Below are 15382 nucleotides of genomic sequence, written 5' to 3' on the forward strand. Positions count from 1 at the left end.
GGTTAATTTTGCTTTGTTATTCTTACATTAGATTAAAATTTTGCCCTGTGTTTTAACTAACGTTTAAAGAAGATGGGAGGAAAAATGAAAGTATATTTAGCATTAATCGCTATTTTACTAAGCTTAACCGCATGTAGTGATTTAAAAACCAGTACTGCTTACCAATGCGATGATGAGAGCGTAAAACTCAATATTATTAATAATTCTGAAGCCGAACTTATCTTTAACAATAAAGTGCATGTACTTAATCACGAAAAAAGTGCATCCGGGAATAAATATATAAGTGAAGAGGTACTGTTTTGGGGTAAGGGTAATGAAGCCATGTTAATCATTGCAGGTAAAAAAAGACAGTGCACCAAGGTTTAACATAAAAACAACCAAAAAATTACAATAATGCTACAATAATTAAAGACCCATTATTGTGATGAAGTTATGCGTTCAATTGCGATCAAACATAAAATAATTTTAGCCTTTACAGCCATTGGCATATTGGTGCTAACAAGTAGTGTATTTTTTTATTGGTCATTAAACAAAATTAGCGTTAACAATACCCGAACCGAAAAATTAGCGGTTCCGGTACAACAGTTCAGCAAAGATTTAAGGCTATCATTACTGTCTATTACCAAATTTAACGCCTTAGCTTACAGCCAAGCAAACCTTGATTTACTTCAACAAAATAAAAAACAGGCGCAAGTTGAGCAACAACAATTTAGCGATATGCTCAATTTGTTAAGCACTCAACTAAATCAACAAATAACAATGCAAAATTTACTCACCAGTACCAACGTAGGTTTCGAGCAACTGACTGAAGTAAGTGTCGCAATGTTTAGCGCTAAAGAGCGTAAGTTTGTAGCGCAAAATTCCACCATAGAATTATCAGCAACGTTTAACGAGCAACTTTACAATTTAAGTTCTAACTTACTTGATATAGAACTTTTAGAAGTGCCTGTAAAACAGCAGGCGTTACTTAATGCTATGTTTGGAACAGCGACCCGTATAGATGATTTAATGTTTAACTTAAGCAATAATATAAAAAGCATTACTCAAACTGCAAGTATCAATGATTTAAATAGTCATCAGCAAGATACTCTATTTCTACTAGATAACATCCAACCTAATTTCACCTATTTAGAGCAACAAGCGCTACCTTTTGATAATGCGTTTAATGCTAAAAATTTAACGGCTAAGTTTAATCAATTAAGAGAGTTACTTAACAACGATACAGGAATTTACGCCCAACAAAATAAAGTACTCAAAAGTGCTATTGCTGCGGCTCAAAATTTTGAACACTTTCAACAGCAATTTATAACAACAGAAGGTCAGCTTATTGAACTTAATAAATTGGCTGATGAGCGCTTTAATGCCTTACAAACTAATGCAAAGGCCGCCATAAATACAGGGATTAGTTCTGTAGTAATTATTACGATTGTTTTAATTATATTGATTATCGCAATCTCTATTTTTACAACTCGCGCAATGCTAAAACCGCTTAAAAAAGTAAACCGCGATTTAGCCCGAATCGCCTCAGGTGATTTATCAAAGCGAAGCCACCCACGTAGTAAAGATGAATTTGGTACTTTGCTAAATAACATAAATAAACTCAGTGAAGACCTTACTAACCTAATTGGTGCAATTAGTAGCGACGCCCACGAACTAGACCGCAGCGCTATTAAAACCAGTGAAAAAGGTCAGCAAATGACGGTTGTTGCACAACAGCAGTTAGAGCGAAGCGCGCAGGCAACATCGCTTGCACAAAATATGCTAACCAACTCACAAGCGGTTTATGAGCAAGCTGATAAAACATCAAGTGAAATAACCAATGCATCGCAATTTGCAAATGATGTAAACGAGATTGCTAATCAAAATAGTCTAAGTATAGAAACTTTATTGCAGCGCCTTGATAAAGCAGTAGGCAGCACAGTAGAACTCGCACAGTACACCCAGCTTATTGAAGCCATTGTTGAAACAATTAGTAGCATTGCCGAGCAGACTAACTTACTTGCACTTAATGCTGCAATTGAAGCAGCGCGAGCGGGTGAAAACGGACGCGGGTTTGCTGTAGTTGCTGATGAGGTTCGATCATTAGCTGCACGTACACAAACCTCGACTAGCGAAATAAACACCATGATCCAAACATTGCAACAACACACTAAAACAACTCAAGAACACATTACTGATGGCCAACACCAAGCCAAGCAATGTGTTAAAAACAGCACTGAACTAAATAAAGCCGTAGAGCGTATTAAAAGCACATTGTTGTCTGTTAATCAGATGAGTGAGCAAATTGCTCATGCATCACATGAGCAATTGACTAACAGTGGCGACATTCAACAAATAATGGCAAAGGTGACAGAGCAAGCAACCTTGAATGCCCAAAACGCGACAACCCTAGCAAGCGAAAGTGAAGACGTAAACCAACTTGCACACTCTTTAACGAGTGCCGTAGAGCGCTTTAAGTTTTAAGTGCAAGTAATGACTTGCCTTGCATGAAATGGGTATAATACTTTAACTCTTTTGCTTAATAGCGGCCCACAATGAAATATAAAGATCTACGTGATTTTATCGATTTGCTTGAAAAAAAAGGCGAACTTAAACGTATCACCCAAGAAATCGACCCGTATCTTGAAATGACCGAAATATCTGATCGCACATTGCGTGCAAAAGGCCCTGCGTTATTATTTGAAAACCCAAAAGGCTACGATATGCCGGTACTTACCAACTTATTTGGTACACCAAAACGCGTAGCAATGGGCATGGGCCAAACAGATGTTAGCGAGCTTCGCGAAGTGGGTAAGCTACTCGCTTTTTTAAAAGAACCTGATCCACCAAAGGGTATTAAAGAAGCTCTAGGCGCTATACCTATTTTTAAGCAAGTGCTTAATATGCCTGCAAAAGAAGTAAAAAAAGCGCCTTGCCAACAAGTAGTTTTAGAAGGTGATGATGTAGATTTAACTAAATTACCTATTCAACATTGCTGGCCAGGTGATGCAGCACCATTAATTACTTGGGGCCTTACAGTTACCAAAGGGCCTTATAAAAAGCGCCAAAATTTAGGTATTTATCGCCAGCAATTATTAGGCAAAAATAAAATAATTATGCGCTGGTTGTCACATCGTGGTGGCGCGCTTGATTTTCAAGAATGGTGTAAAGAAAACCCAGGGCAACCCTATCCTGTATCGGTAGCATTAGGTGCCGATCCTGCCACTATATTAGGTGCCGTAACGCCTGTACCTGACACTCTAAGCGAATATGCATTCGCTGGCTTATTACGTGGCAGCAGAACCGAAGTTGTAAAATCTATTTCAAATGACCTACAAGTCCCTGCCAGTGCAGAAATAGTACTTGAAGGTTACATAATGCCTGGTGAAATGGCGCCAGAAGGCCCTTATGGTGACCATACCGGTTACTATAATGAAGTCGATGACTTTCCAGTAATGACGGTTACTCACTTAACGCATCGTAAAAATCCTATTTATCACAGCACATTTACTGGCCGTCCGCCTGATGAGCCTGCTATTTTAGGTGTGGCACTTAATGAAGTGTTTGTGCCGATACTACAAAAGCAATTCCCTGAAATTGTCGACTTTTACCTTCCGCCTGAAGGGTGCTCATATCGTATGGCGATTGTAACAATGAAAAAACAATATCCAGGCCATGCTAAGCGCGTGATGATGGGAGTTTGGTCGTTCTTACGTCAGTTTATGTACACCAAATTTGTAATCGTCTGCGATGACGATGTTAACGCCCGCGATTGGGAAGATGTTATTTGGGCTATAACAACCCGAATGGATCCAGCGCGTGATACAACATTAATAGAGAACACACCTATTGATTATCTCGATTTTGCATCGCCAGTCTCAGGACTTGGTTCAAAAATGGGAATGGATGCTACCAATAAATGGCCTGGCGAAACCACCCGCGAATGGGGCGAGCCTATTGTTATGGATAAAGACACCAAAGACCGCGTAGATGATATTTGGGAAAGCCTTAATATTGTTTAAGTGTTTATATGTAAGTACATATCAGGCTATAAAATAACCCTGCAGATATGCTAGAATCTAGCTATTCGATTGCGTATCTGCTGTTACAAGCGCTGCTAAAAGGTAAAAAATGCAAACATTAAAAGCTGAAGTTGTAGCTATCAGCCCACTTACAGAATTTGTTCATAAAGTAATTTTAAAGCCACAACAACCTGTGACCTTTGAAGCTGGCCAATACATGCAACTCGTATTAGGCGAAAAAGACAAACGTGCTTTTTCTATAGCTAGTCGCCCTTCACAGTGCGATGCAATAGAACTGCATATTGGCGCCTCAGGTGCCGATTCGTATGCAATGCAATCGTTAGAGCATTTACGAAACGCCCATACCACAGGGCAGTTAGTAGACATTGAAGCTGGCTTGGGTATTTCACAGTTGCGCCTGCAATGTGAGCGCCCTATTATTTTACTCGCCGGTGGTACTGGTTTTTCATACGCAAAATCAATGGCTGATCATTTAGCTGAAATAAAATGCGACCGTCCTGTATTGTTTTACTGGGGCGTAAAAGAAGAATCTGCTTTATATGCACATACAGAAATGCAAACATGGGCAGATAGCCATGAGAACTTTAAGTTTATTCCTGTAGTAGAAAATCCATCTGCTAATTGGCAAGGACACACTGGCTACGTACACAAAGCAGTAATGCAAGATATTGTGTCACTAGAACCATACGATATTTATATGGCAGGTCGTTTTGACATGATAGGTATTGTCCGTGATGACTTTATTACTCATGGTGCAATTCGTGAAAACATGTACGCAGATGCATTCGCATTTATCAAATAATTGAAATTTACTTTCAGTTATAAATAAAGGCACCTAATCGGTGCCTTTATTTTTATAACAACAAATATTTAATAGTTAAAACCTATCAGCTCCATCAATATAAACAATTTCCTAAATCCCTATCTATAAACCATACTTTGTATAGAACATCAGCGGGAGAGACCCAAATGCTAAATACAAAAGTAAAAGATTTTATGCAACGCAAGTTGCCAAATATCACACCAGATACAGAAATGACGACAGCCATAGCAGAACTACAAAAATTTAAACTACTTGGCGCACCAGTATTTGATAAAGATAAATGCTTAGTTGGATTTATATCAGAGCAAGAGCTGTTACAACCACTTACTCAAAGCAGTTATTTTTGTGATGGGATGGTTAAAGTATCGCAGCTTATGCAAACAGAGGTAGTGACCGTCAGCGGCGATACCAACATTATTGAGCTTGCACAACAGATGCAGCCTGGTAAACCAAAAAACTACCCTGTTGTAGAGGGCATTAAAGTAATCGGTATGATCAGCCGAGCAGATGTACTTAAAGCACTTTACGATAATTACATAAGCTGCCAAACACACTAAATTGCAGATACAAAAATGCCGCTTATATAAAGCGGCATTTTTAATGCTCTTACATTAACGTGCGCTAACGAGTGATAAAAGTTCTTTTTTATCGCCATCGCTTAAAAATGCTATTTCTAACGCATTTTTTTGGGCTTTTTCCATATCAGCTTGAGATAAGCCTGCTTTAGGTGCAGCAACGGTATATTCATACTCAATTTCAATACCTTCAACCGCAGGATCATCAGTATTAATACACGCTAAAATACCATGATCTAAAAACTGTTTAAGTGGGTGCTTAGTTAAATCGTTTACTGTACTGGTTTGAATATTACTTGTTAAGCATGACTCAATACCAATACGGTTATCGCGTAAATAATCCATTAGTTTTGGATCTTCAATTGCTTTAACGCCATGCCCTATTCTGCTCGCACCCAACTCATTAATTGCTTGCCAAATACTTGGAGCGCCAAGTGCTTCTCCAGCATGGACAGTCGAAGCTAAATACGCATTTCGAACTTGTTTAAAGTGCTCTACAAACAACTCACCCGGGAAGCCAATTTCGTCACCGGCTAAATCAACAGCGACTAAATCATTTTTAAATGCGAGTAATGCATCAAGCTCTTTTTGACACGTTTTTACGCCATAAGTACGCGATAAAATACCAATCAAGTTAGCTTTTATATTTGTGCCCTTTGTTGCTGATTTAATACCATCAACAACTGCCTCTACAACGCCTTCTGGGTGTAAACCTTGGCTTTGTGCCATGTAGTAAGGGCTAAATCGAAGCTCCACATAATCAAGACCTTGTGCTTGTGCATCTTCAATGTTTTCAATTGCGATACGTCTACACGCATCGTAGTCGCCAAGCACAGTAACTCCCCAATCTAACTTTTGTAAAAAAGCCATGAGGTTTGGTTCAGGATCAATAACTTGAACATGAGGGATTAATGCTTCAACGTTATCTGCAGGTAGCTCTATATTAAACTGTCGACCAAGTTCTAATATGGTTTGCGCACGTACATTACCGTCTAAATGGCGGTGAATATCTAGCAAAGGTAATTTTCTATTGATCATAATAGCAACCCAGTTTAGTTAAATTTGCGCGCATGATACGCAGATACAGTTATTTTTCAAGTCTATATGATTTGCGGTAAGTTTTAGCGGTCATATGTCTGCTTTTTGTGCAAAAAAATGATATAGCTTATTTTCCTGATAAGTGATGCCAAAGAGTTTTAAAAAGCGTATTTGCATCAATAGGTTTGGTAATATAGCCATTCATTCCCGAGGCTAATGCCTTTTTAACGTCATCGTCATGGGCGTTCGCCGATAGCCCTATTATGGGTAAATCAATTAACTCTAAATCACGACGAATTACTTTTGTTGCTTTGAGTCCATCCATTTTTGGCATTTGAATATCCATAAGCACAATGTCGTAGCTATTTTCGGCTAGCTTTTCTATGGCTTCAAAACCATCGTTAGCAATGTCGGCAATACACCCTTTTGTTTTTAAAATGGCATTGGCAACATGCTGATTAAGCGGGTTGTCTTCGACTAAAAGTAATTTATAGTTTGTGAATGATAAAGTACTTACATCTATTTCGTTATATTGCTGCTGTATTTGCTCTGCTTTTGGTAAAGGCGAGATGAGCGGCAAACTAAATGTGAATGTAGAGCCCTTTCCTTCATAACTAACTAAATCAATTGCACCGCCCATTAGTTCAACCAATTTTCTACAAATACTTAATCCTAAGCCAGTGCCACCATATTGACGAGAGGTTGAGCTATCGGCTTGCGCAAACGGTTTAAACAATTGTTTCTGTGCTTCGCTACTAATACCAATACCCGTATCGTTAATACTAAAATAAGTCATTTTTTTCGACTGCCAAATTTTCAGAGTGATTTCACCTTCCCCTGTAAATTTAACCGCATTATTGAGCAGGTTCAGCAGCACTTGTTTTAAGCGGATTGGATCGGTATTAATGACCAAATTTGATGTTTTATCAAAATCGAGACTTAACTTTATTGATTTAATATCAGCCTCAAATTGAAGTAAATTAAGCATTTCATCAGCTAAACTCGCTACATTAATAGGCTCTTGCATTAAGTCTAGCTTGCCTGCTTCCATTTTTGAAAAGTCGAGCACATCGTTTAATACCCTCAGTAAAACACCCAGTGCCCCATCTGCTTGCTCTATGTAACTTCTAGCTTGTTGCCAATCGTTTTGCTGAAGCGCTAAATAATGCAGCCCTTTTATACCGTTAATAGGGGTGCGGACTTCGTGGCTCATGTTTGCTAAAAACTGCCCCTTTATATGACTCGCTTCATCTGCTTTTTGTTTTTCTTTGCGTAGTGTATGTGTTTGCTTGGCCACTTGTTCGCGAATTTGTATGTTTGTACCAGTAACTGAAATCAAAAATGTAATCAGTAACCACACAAACAACATACCTACTATTTGTGCAAGCCAATATACTAACCAAGACGTTCTAACTATTGGCTCATATAACTCAACCTGCCACATGCGTTTGCCAATCAACAATTGATATTCTTTAAATAGCGCTTGCGAATTAGCGGTATCTGCAATATAAATTGCCTGCTTTTTCCCTGATACCGTTGTATCAAAAAAACTAGCTGAAATTGAGTTGTTGTGATCAAATAATAGTGTTTGCGATAAGCGTTTCAGACTGACTATCGCTGCCACAAAGCCTTGAAAATCATCTTCGGTAGAGGACTCTCTAAAAACAGGATATAAAAAAAGCACACCGTGTTCGGCTGTATTTTGGACCAAGTTAATTGGCTCACTTAGTGCAAGTTCATTAAGCTCTTTCGCTTTGCTAAGCGCTGCACCTCTTACTTTACTAGAAGCTAAATCAAACCCTAAAACATCTTCATTACCTTTTAAGGGATATACGTACTTTACTGGAAAGTAATTACTACGCGTACCTGCTGGTTGCCAAGCTCCATCCAGTGACTTTTCTTTTATATATAGAGGTTTGCCTGTGGCTGGATTTTCATGTGTTTCAAAATCTGCGAGTTTATTTGCTGGTATATAAGGTATCCATTCAAAAGCCAGAATTTCTTGGCTGTAGCCCAACTGCTTTGAAGTAAATTGTTTAAACTCTTTAAAATCCACGTCACTACTACTAGCAAAATATGTAGCTAATAAGCCTAAATGAGCAGTAATACCATCGAGCTTTTGGCTTATAGCATTTTGCACAGAAAGTATTTTGGCTTCTTGCTTTTGAATATCTTTTTCTTTTTTAACACTAGCAGCGCCATAAAAACTAACGCTGATCAGTATGTAAATTAATAGCGAGGGTAAAATTACCAGCATACGGTGGCGTACTTGTGTGTAATTAAAAGCGGCGAGTACTAAAGGTGTAAATATAAGTACGCCAATACTGTCGCCAATCCACCATGCTATAAAGTTATCAAAAATAGCATTGGTCGGAATCACATTATTCAATGCTAATAAACTTGTTCCTACACCTGCAGCAATAACACAACATATTGGCCCCGCTACTATTAAGCTTTGAACACTGTGTTTTAAAGAAGATAAATCCAACGGCGCTTTTATAACATTCACTATAATTTGTCGGCCAATCCAAGCCTGTAAAACAGAGGCTAAAGTAATGCCTATAGCTTGTAAAAGCACAATAAAATGAAAAATATCTACGGTGCGTTCAAGGTGAATTAAGTTAGTACAAAAAGCCCCAATAATAAGGCCAATAAATGACTTACGTCCCCAAATTAAAAAGCTCGCTAAAGCAATTCCTGAGGGCGGCCAGGAGGCGACCGCATAGCCATCTACAGAAAGAAGTGAGTTGCTAAAGTATCCTGTAAAGAAGTAAGCACAAGCCAAGCTAAGGGTTAATATTAAAAACTTTCTCAAAGCTTGTGCTCCTGAACTACAAAAAATGCTAAGTAGTTATAGTGTAGTCATTTATTGATATAAAACGAGCGCCTTTTCTGCCTGTGCACTATTTTTATAACTCAACACAGCTTGTTCAGAGAACTGTTTTTTATTTTCACTATTCAGTGCTTTATCAAAAATTCTAGCTGCTAAGTCATAATCACCCTTAGCATTAGCAAGGCAAGCTAGCGCAAGTAATAGTGAATTATTTGAATCATCCTTCTTAAGCCGTTCTTGAATGCTTATTTGCAACTTAGCTGCATCGGCTGCTGTTGCTTTACTTAATATATTGGCAAGCTCTAAGTGTTGCTCATTGTGCTTAACCATTTTAATTAAGTCACTTTCAATAACAGCCAATTGACCTGCTTGCGCCATTTGCATTAAAAATGCGGTGTGGGCATGAGCTTGCAGCTTTTTAGGCAGCTGTTTATATTTTTCACTCAGCTTGTCTGCATCCAACGCACTAAAATAAGCACTAAATAACTGCGTCCACTGTGCATCAGTAAGTGCTTTTTTGCGCAGTAAACGCGGCAAAAAGTCTTCCAGCGCACTAAAGTGTTGTTGCTGTACTAATACTTCTGCATAAAGTTTTAACTCAAGTGCGGTGGCTTTTTTAGCTTCTGCGCTAATACGCATTTGTGATTCAATCGCGCTACTATCGCCACTTGCCAACCATAGCTTTGCTACTTTTAATTGATGCTCTGGGCTTATTTCAAATAAACGCTCAAGTGCTTTATCTGTTTGATTATTAGCAAGCGCTGCTTTTGCAAGTAATGCTAAGCGAATATCTTCAAACTTATCTGGTACGCTATTACCCGATAAAGCCTGTTCTACGTGCTCGTAATCATCATTAATAGCACTCCAAAGAGCCTGCTCAATAGCTGCTTGTTTGCGCTCTTGGCTACGTGCAAAAAAGCCATGCTTAGTATTATGATAAATCGATAATAAATAACGAATTAACTTATATGTTAAATATAAAACAACAGAGGTAATGACTGCCATTATACAAAAAGATACTATCGTGCCTTCTATCGTCGTATTGTTAAATGAAATAAGTACATAACCTTTTTCATCTAGAACGAATGGAGTAACCGCTAGTACAACAACAATAGCTACAATTAAAATAATTAGCCCTATCATTGCGCCCACTCCTTAACCTTTTGTGTACTGTTTAAGGTTACTTTTGGATTAAAGTTAAGCTGCTCTTTTTCAAGTTTAGACAACGCTTTAAGTACCGTTTTAGTTGTATCATCGTCTTGCTTAAAGTACTCACCAACTAAACGTTTTGCTTCACTTAAGGCGCTAAAGAAAATACTCGCCTGCTTACTCATAAGTGCATCTTGTGCCTGAGTTATATTAAGCTTGATTCGTTGATTTATTAAATGGCGCTCTTGATCCGTAAGTAATGGCTCAATGGAAACACCCTCGTGCTGACGAATAGTAATAAAGCTATCCACAATTTTATTCCAGCTATTACTCAAGTTTTGCTGCCAATCACTCACATCACCACTTAAAGCATTTTCATCTATTGCAGCTGCTTCTTCTGGTAAATTAACTGCATTAAAAACTAAGTCGTCAATACTGCTTAGTACACTGTTTAGCTGTAAATAAATAGCCTCTGTTGCAACAGGTTTAAGGCTATCAAGTGTTTGTATATCTTGCATAATCGCTTGGCGAACTTCAACTGTTCCTGGATGCTCACTAAGTAATCCATCTAAGCGCTTTAAAACAGCACTAGTGCCTTGGTAGTCTTTTTCAGCCCATAGTTTAAACTCAGCCATACGCTGTAAGCTGGTTACTTCTTGCGGGTTTAACGATGAGCCTTGTTGCTGCGCCTTTTGCAAAGCCGCTTTTAGTTCTTGCTGATTTTGAACTGCACTTTCATTTAGGGCTGCGGCAACTTTTTCTTCACTATTAAACAGCGCTTGTTGCAAATTAGATTGCGCCGATTTAAGTGCTTGCAGCTCCTGGGTGAGTAACTTATTTTGCTCGCTTAACTCATTAACGGCTAGGTTTTGCGCCTTACCAGCATTTAATTTTTGATAAAACTCGTATCCAACACCAGAGGCCACAATTAACGAAATAAGAAGCGCAAGTACTGCAACCTTACTTATTTTTTGTTTACTTTTGTCTGCCGTATTTTTTGTAGCTGTAGGCTCTTGCTTAGTTGATTTAGCAGAGGTCGTGTTAGCTATTGTTGGTGTGGCTTTTTCTGCCGTTACTGGCTTTGACTGTTCGCTCATGTTGCTACCTTGCTGATTTATGCAGGTAAACATAGCATTATCGCTAGCCCCTGCTGCAATGTGTATATTAGCCGAACTTACCTGTTGCAGCTTTAAATAAGCGGCTATACGCTCGCTAGCAACATAAAATCGGCACTGTTGTAACCATTGTAGTTGGTCTGCAGTAAGGCTTTTAAATATAGCATCAACTGCTGCATTACTTGTTATGACTATACCGTGTACATTCTGGCTTTTCCAGTGGTCTGTCCAGTTAGAGGTGATACTCTCTGTCGGTTCACGTTTGTACACAACACAATTATTCAAAAAAGCACCGCGCTCTTTGAGCGTTTTAGCTAACTCAGGGCGGCCACTTTGGCCCTTAACTAATACTATATTACAGCCATCCACCTCGGCGAGTGATTTAAGCGCAAGTAACCCTTCTGAATCATACTGCTTTGGTACTGCTGCGCGCACACCAAATTGCTCATATATAACATCGGCTGTTTGTTGTCCAACCGCATAAAACTGCGCTTTGGTATTTATATCTGGTTTTAATTGCGAAAGTGCACTGACTGCATCTTGCGATATAAATATTATTTTATCTGCATTTAATAGCGGACTAAGCTCAGTGCTGGAGGGTGTTAAATGCGTTATTTTTAATACCGGAAATAAAGACGCCTGATAACCCGCTTGCTCAAGTTGCTGTGCAAGGGCTGCGCCTTTTCCTTCGGGCCGAGTTATCAGAATATGTGTCATTTATGCGTCTCTATAAACTTCAACTAATATTTTGTCTGCACCTTGAGCTAGTAATTTTTTAGCAAGCTCAATACCTAGTTTTTCTGCGTCATTTACATGGCCTGTTACTTCGTCACGTAAAATTTCGCTGCCATCAACAGCACCAACTAAACCACGTAAATGCACTTGTTCGCCATCAACCAATGCATAAGCACCAATAGGAACTTGGCAACCACCTTCTAAATAGCGATTCATCGAACGCTCTGCGTTTACGCGAATACGTGTTTGTGTATGCTCAAGTGGTGCAAGTAATGCTTTGGTTACTTCATCATCAATACGACATTCAATACCTACAGCGCCTTGACCATTTGCTGGTAATGACACTTCTGGCTCAATGTAGTCAGCAATACGCGACTCCATTTCTAAACGAATAAGCCCTGCAGCCGCTAAAATAATAGCATCATATTGGCCGTCATCTAATTTACCTAAACGCGTATTTACATTGCCGCGTAAATCACGAATATCTAAATCAGGGCGAAGTGCCTTAATTTGGCACTGACGGCGTAGGCTCGAAGTACCAACAATAGCGCCTTGTGGTAGCTCACTTAAATTAGCAAAATTGTTTGATACAAACGCATCGCGTGGATCCTCACGCTCACAAATAGTATGCAGTGCTAGCCCTTGAGGAAACTCTACTGGCACATCTTTCATAGAATGTACGGCAATGTCAGCTCGGCCATCTAGCATGGCTTGCTCTAGTTCTTTAACAAATAAGCCTTTACCACCAATTTTGGCCAATGGCGTATCTAAAATTATATCCCCTTGCGTCGACATTGGGACTAATTCTACGCGCACATCTGCATGAAAACGCTCAAGCTCTGCTTTTACAAATTCGGCCTGCCAAAGTGCTAGAGCGCTTTTGCGCGTTGCGATGCGTACTAATTTTGTTTTTTCTGTCATAGGGGTATCCAATTAATTACTGCGTTTAGCCAGTTTTAGTCAGCTAAAATTCTAAATTCTTTTTGGGCAATTAAATTACCTTGCTCATCAACTACATCAACACGCCAATGACCTGTTTGTGTGTTCATTATATTTTTTGTTGAGTACGTTCTGTAACGAGGCGAAGTAACATTAAGTGTAATTTCAGCCATCGTTTCACCTTCAAACGACCAAACATGCTTAACTTGCTGGCCTTGAAGGTTTTTAATCTCGCTAAAAAACGATAACCCTTCCTCAAACTGGCTTAACCTAATATCAGCAGCAAACACATTAGTAGGCTCACGCTTACTTACTTTACGAGTAAGTACCGCGCGACTAATTTTACCCGTGTCTATTTGCGCCCCCAATGCCACACTTGCCACATGTGCTGTAGAGGAAAAACCTTCAGTGCCACTCAATGCGCCATCATCACTTTCTAACTCTAAAAGTAAGTCACTTTGACTTGCAGGCTCAGTTACGTTTTGGGCTTCTGCGGTTTCTTCTTGCACATCATTATCAAGGTTTGAGTTTAACTCTGTATTAATACTTTCGCTTTGATCAGTAACAATATCGTTGTTAGCCAACAAAGCCGGGGGATTATTTACAAGGTCTACTTCGGCAGGTGTATTACTTGAAATGCTTAGTTGAGTCTCATTTTGCTCAGCTAACAAAGGTTCAATACTCGCTTGAGTTATCTCTACAGACTCAGCAGGGGTATTGTTTCCTGATGATTGAGGCTCAACATCCATTACCTCATCGCTTGTTTGGTTTTCAGCGTTACTGCTGAAATTTAAGAATTGTTCCTGCTCATTTGGGTGCTCACCTTGCTCTGCATTAACAGAGGTGGTTAAGCCATAAACAACTGCTGCAGAGGTCATTAATACCAACATAGCAATACTCACAATACGACGCCAATTCCACTCGTAGCTTACCGTTGGTACGCTCTGTTGTAATTCGCGTTTAACATTTGCTTTTATAACTATTTTTTGACTCATATTGACCTCAGCGGTTCCAAAATTAGCTTAAACGAGCAATTAACCATTGGCGAATAGCTTGCAATTCTTCTGCGCAAACTTGATGAGCCATTGGATATTCTTGCCAGCTTACATCCATGTTATGTGCTGTTAATACTTCAAACGCATTTCTACCCGCACTGTGCGGTACAACGTTATCTTGGCTACCATGAGCCATAAATACGTTTAAATCAGTATGTTTTGCTTCATCAGCAAATTTGTGTGGCACACACATATAAGTAGAAAGCGCCATAACACCCCCAAGCTTTTGCTCAAAGCGCGGCGCTAAATGCAAAGACACAACACCACCTTGAGAAAAACCAGCTAAAATTATTTTATTAGCAGGAATGCCATTAGCAATTTCTTTATTAATTAACTCTTCTACCTTTGCAGCAGAATCTCTTACGCCTTGTTCATCGGCACGCTTATCTAATTCTATAGACTTAATATCGTACCAAGAGCGCATTTCCATGCCACCATTTATGGTGACCGGTTGCACTGGCGCATGCGGAAAAATAAACCGTATACCAAGCTCGCTTGGTAAATTTAGCTGTGGGGCTACTGGCGCAAAACCATCCCCAGAGTCACCTAAACCATGTAACCAAATAACCGTTGCTTTGTGTTCACTTTGGGCTGCATATTCTACAAATTCTAAACTCATAGTGATGATTGCCACTTAACTTCTTGGCCTGCTTGGCGAGTTGAGGCTTCATTTATAAACGCCCAAAATTCAGCGCCAGAGCGGTTATCAATCCATAACCCATCACGCATTTCAAAATGATGTCCGTTAAACTTAGTCGCAACCCATACTTGGTGAAGAGGTGCTTGCTTATTGATCACTATTTTACTTTTATCAGGAAAAATAATTTCTAAAATACCTTGTGCCGATTCATAATCTAAATCAGCTTCGCAATCATCAACCTGCTCTTCAATAGTGAACATAAGAGCTTCGGCTAATTGGTGATATTCGTGTTCAGTCATTGTTATTTCCTTTGCAGGCGAGCCGCCTAATATTGGGTACGTTTTAGCTTTAAATTAGCTTTAAAAATGTGCAGCTAGTGTAACAGGAATAAAATCATCCGCGAATAGCTGCATTTTTTAGATATTCTGTTACTCTGCGATTATAAAGCCAGCAACCGT

General features: G+C 39.2%; 13 protein-coding genes. 5 read left to right on the forward strand and 8 right to left on the reverse strand.

The window, feature by feature from the left end; translation table 11 throughout:
- The first annotated feature begins 84 nt into the window (after positions 1 to 84).
- The 5 genes from H5126_RS12550 (at position 85) to H5126_RS12570 (ending at position 5402) form a co-directional block, all read left to right on the forward strand.
- On the forward strand, positions 85 to 366 hold the full coding sequence (locus H5126_RS12550; protein ID WP_024595167.1) for an MliC family protein: 282 nt from the start codon (positions 85 to 87) through the stop codon (positions 364 to 366).
- Positions 367 to 432: 66 nt separating this feature from the next.
- Positions 433 to 2463 carry a methyl-accepting chemotaxis protein gene (locus tag H5126_RS12555; protein ID WP_182721497.1) on the forward strand — a complete coding sequence of 677 codons (2031 nt, stop codon included), beginning with the start codon at positions 433 to 435 and terminating at the stop codon, positions 2461 to 2463.
- A 71-nt stretch (positions 2464 to 2534) separates the two neighbouring features.
- The gene (gene ubiD, locus H5126_RS12560) at positions 2535 to 4001 is read left to right on the forward strand and encodes a 4-hydroxy-3-polyprenylbenzoate decarboxylase (protein ID WP_182721498.1); all 1467 of its coding nucleotides are present in this window, start codon (positions 2535 to 2537) and stop codon (positions 3999 to 4001) included.
- A gap of 109 nt (positions 4002 to 4110) precedes the next feature.
- Complete coding sequence (gene fre / locus H5126_RS12565; protein ID WP_002960960.1) at positions 4111 to 4824, forward strand: NAD(P)H-flavin reductase; 714 nt, start codon at positions 4111 to 4113, stop codon at positions 4822 to 4824.
- A 167-nt stretch (positions 4825 to 4991) separates the two neighbouring features.
- Positions 4992 to 5402, forward strand: a complete 411-nt coding sequence (locus H5126_RS12570; RefSeq protein WP_138489806.1) for a CBS domain-containing protein — start codon at positions 4992 to 4994, stop codon at positions 5400 to 5402.
- A gap of 54 nt (positions 5403 to 5456) precedes the next feature.
- Here H5126_RS12570 and add read toward each other — a convergent pair whose 3' ends face one another.
- From add to cyaY, 8 genes are all read right to left on the reverse strand, one after another.
- Complete coding sequence (add, locus tag H5126_RS12575; protein WP_182720998.1) at positions 5457 to 6458, reverse strand: adenosine deaminase; 1002 nt, start codon at positions 6456 to 6458, stop codon at positions 5457 to 5459.
- 127 nt (positions 6459 to 6585) lie between these two features.
- Positions 6586 to 9273, reverse strand: a complete 2688-nt coding sequence (locus H5126_RS12580) for a CHASE domain-containing protein (RefSeq protein WP_182720999.1) — start codon at positions 9271 to 9273, stop codon at positions 6586 to 6588.
- A gap of 51 nt (positions 9274 to 9324) precedes the next feature.
- On the reverse strand, positions 9325 to 10434 hold the full coding sequence (locus H5126_RS12585; RefSeq protein ID WP_182721000.1) for a heme biosynthesis HemY N-terminal domain-containing protein: 1110 nt from the start codon (positions 10432 to 10434) through the stop codon (positions 9325 to 9327).
- Positions 10431 to 12272: a uroporphyrinogen-III synthase gene (locus H5126_RS12590; RefSeq protein WP_182721001.1), complete on the reverse strand. Its 1842-nt coding sequence runs from the start codon at positions 12270 to 12272 to the stop codon at positions 10431 to 10433. The genes H5126_RS12585 and H5126_RS12590 overlap by 4 nt, the downstream gene beginning before the upstream one ends.
- On the reverse strand, positions 12273 to 13211 hold the full coding sequence (gene hemC / locus H5126_RS12595) for a hydroxymethylbilane synthase (RefSeq protein ID WP_182693357.1): 939 nt from the start codon (positions 13209 to 13211) through the stop codon (positions 12273 to 12275).
- A gap of 35 nt (positions 13212 to 13246) precedes the next feature.
- Entirely contained in the window at positions 13247 to 14224 is a 978-nt protein-coding gene (locus H5126_RS12600) for a DUF2914 domain-containing protein (protein ID WP_182696168.1), read from the reverse strand.
- Between the two features lie 22 nt (positions 14225 to 14246).
- On the reverse strand, positions 14247 to 14903 hold the full coding sequence (locus H5126_RS12605; RefSeq protein ID WP_002960978.1) for an alpha/beta hydrolase: 657 nt from the start codon (positions 14901 to 14903) through the stop codon (positions 14247 to 14249).
- Positions 14900 to 15223 (reverse strand): iron donor protein CyaY, encoded by a 324-nt coding sequence (cyaY, locus tag H5126_RS12610; RefSeq protein WP_002960979.1) that lies wholly within the window; start codon positions 15221 to 15223, stop codon positions 14900 to 14902. The genes H5126_RS12605 and cyaY overlap by 4 nt, the downstream gene beginning before the upstream one ends.
- Positions 15224 to 15382 lie beyond the last annotated feature (159 nt).

It is taken from the genome of Pseudoalteromonas sp. SG45-3 (assembly GCF_014164075.1).
GTDB classification, from domain to species: Bacteria; Pseudomonadota; Gammaproteobacteria; order Enterobacterales; family Alteromonadaceae; genus Pseudoalteromonas; species Pseudoalteromonas distincta.

What these genes read in the sequence shown, in the direction of transcription:
- H5126_RS12550 (WP_024595167.1), top strand. Translation starts at nt 85, where the DNA reads ATGAAAGTATATTTAGCATTAATCGCTATTTTACTAAGCTTAACCGCA.
- H5126_RS12555 (WP_182721497.1), top strand. Translation starts at nt 433, where the DNA reads ATGCGTTCAATTGCGATCAAACATAAAATAATTTTAGCCTTTACAGCC.
- ubiD (WP_182721498.1), top strand. Translation starts at nt 2,535, where the DNA reads ATGAAATATAAAGATCTACGTGATTTTATCGATTTGCTTGAAAAAAAA.
- fre (WP_002960960.1), top strand. Translation starts at nt 4,111, where the DNA reads ATGCAAACATTAAAAGCTGAAGTTGTAGCTATCAGCCCACTTACAGAA.
- H5126_RS12570 (WP_138489806.1), top strand. Translation starts at nt 4,992, where the DNA reads ATGCTAAATACAAAAGTAAAAGATTTTATGCAACGCAAGTTGCCAAAT.
- add (WP_182720998.1), bottom strand. Translation starts at nt 6,458, where the DNA reads ATGATCAATAGAAAATTACCTTTGCTAGATATTCACCGCCATTTAGAC.
- H5126_RS12585 (WP_182721000.1), bottom strand. Translation starts at nt 10,434, where the DNA reads ATGATAGGGCTAATTATTTTAATTGTAGCTATTGTTGTTGTACTAGCG.
- H5126_RS12590 (WP_182721001.1), bottom strand. Translation starts at nt 12,272, where the DNA reads ATGACACATATTCTGATAACTCGGCCCGAAGGAAAAGGCGCAGCCCTT.
- hemC (WP_182693357.1), bottom strand. Translation starts at nt 13,211, where the DNA reads ATGACAGAAAAAACAAAATTAGTACGCATCGCAACGCGCAAAAGCGCT.
- H5126_RS12600 (WP_182696168.1), bottom strand. Translation starts at nt 14,224, where the DNA reads ATGAGTCAAAAAATAGTTATAAAAGCAAATGTTAAACGCGAATTACAA.
- H5126_RS12605 (WP_002960978.1), bottom strand. Translation starts at nt 14,903, where the DNA reads ATGAGTTTAGAATTTGTAGAATATGCAGCCCAAAGTGAACACAAAGCA.
- cyaY (WP_002960979.1), bottom strand. Translation starts at nt 15,223, where the DNA reads ATGACTGAACACGAATATCACCAATTAGCCGAAGCTCTTATGTTCACT.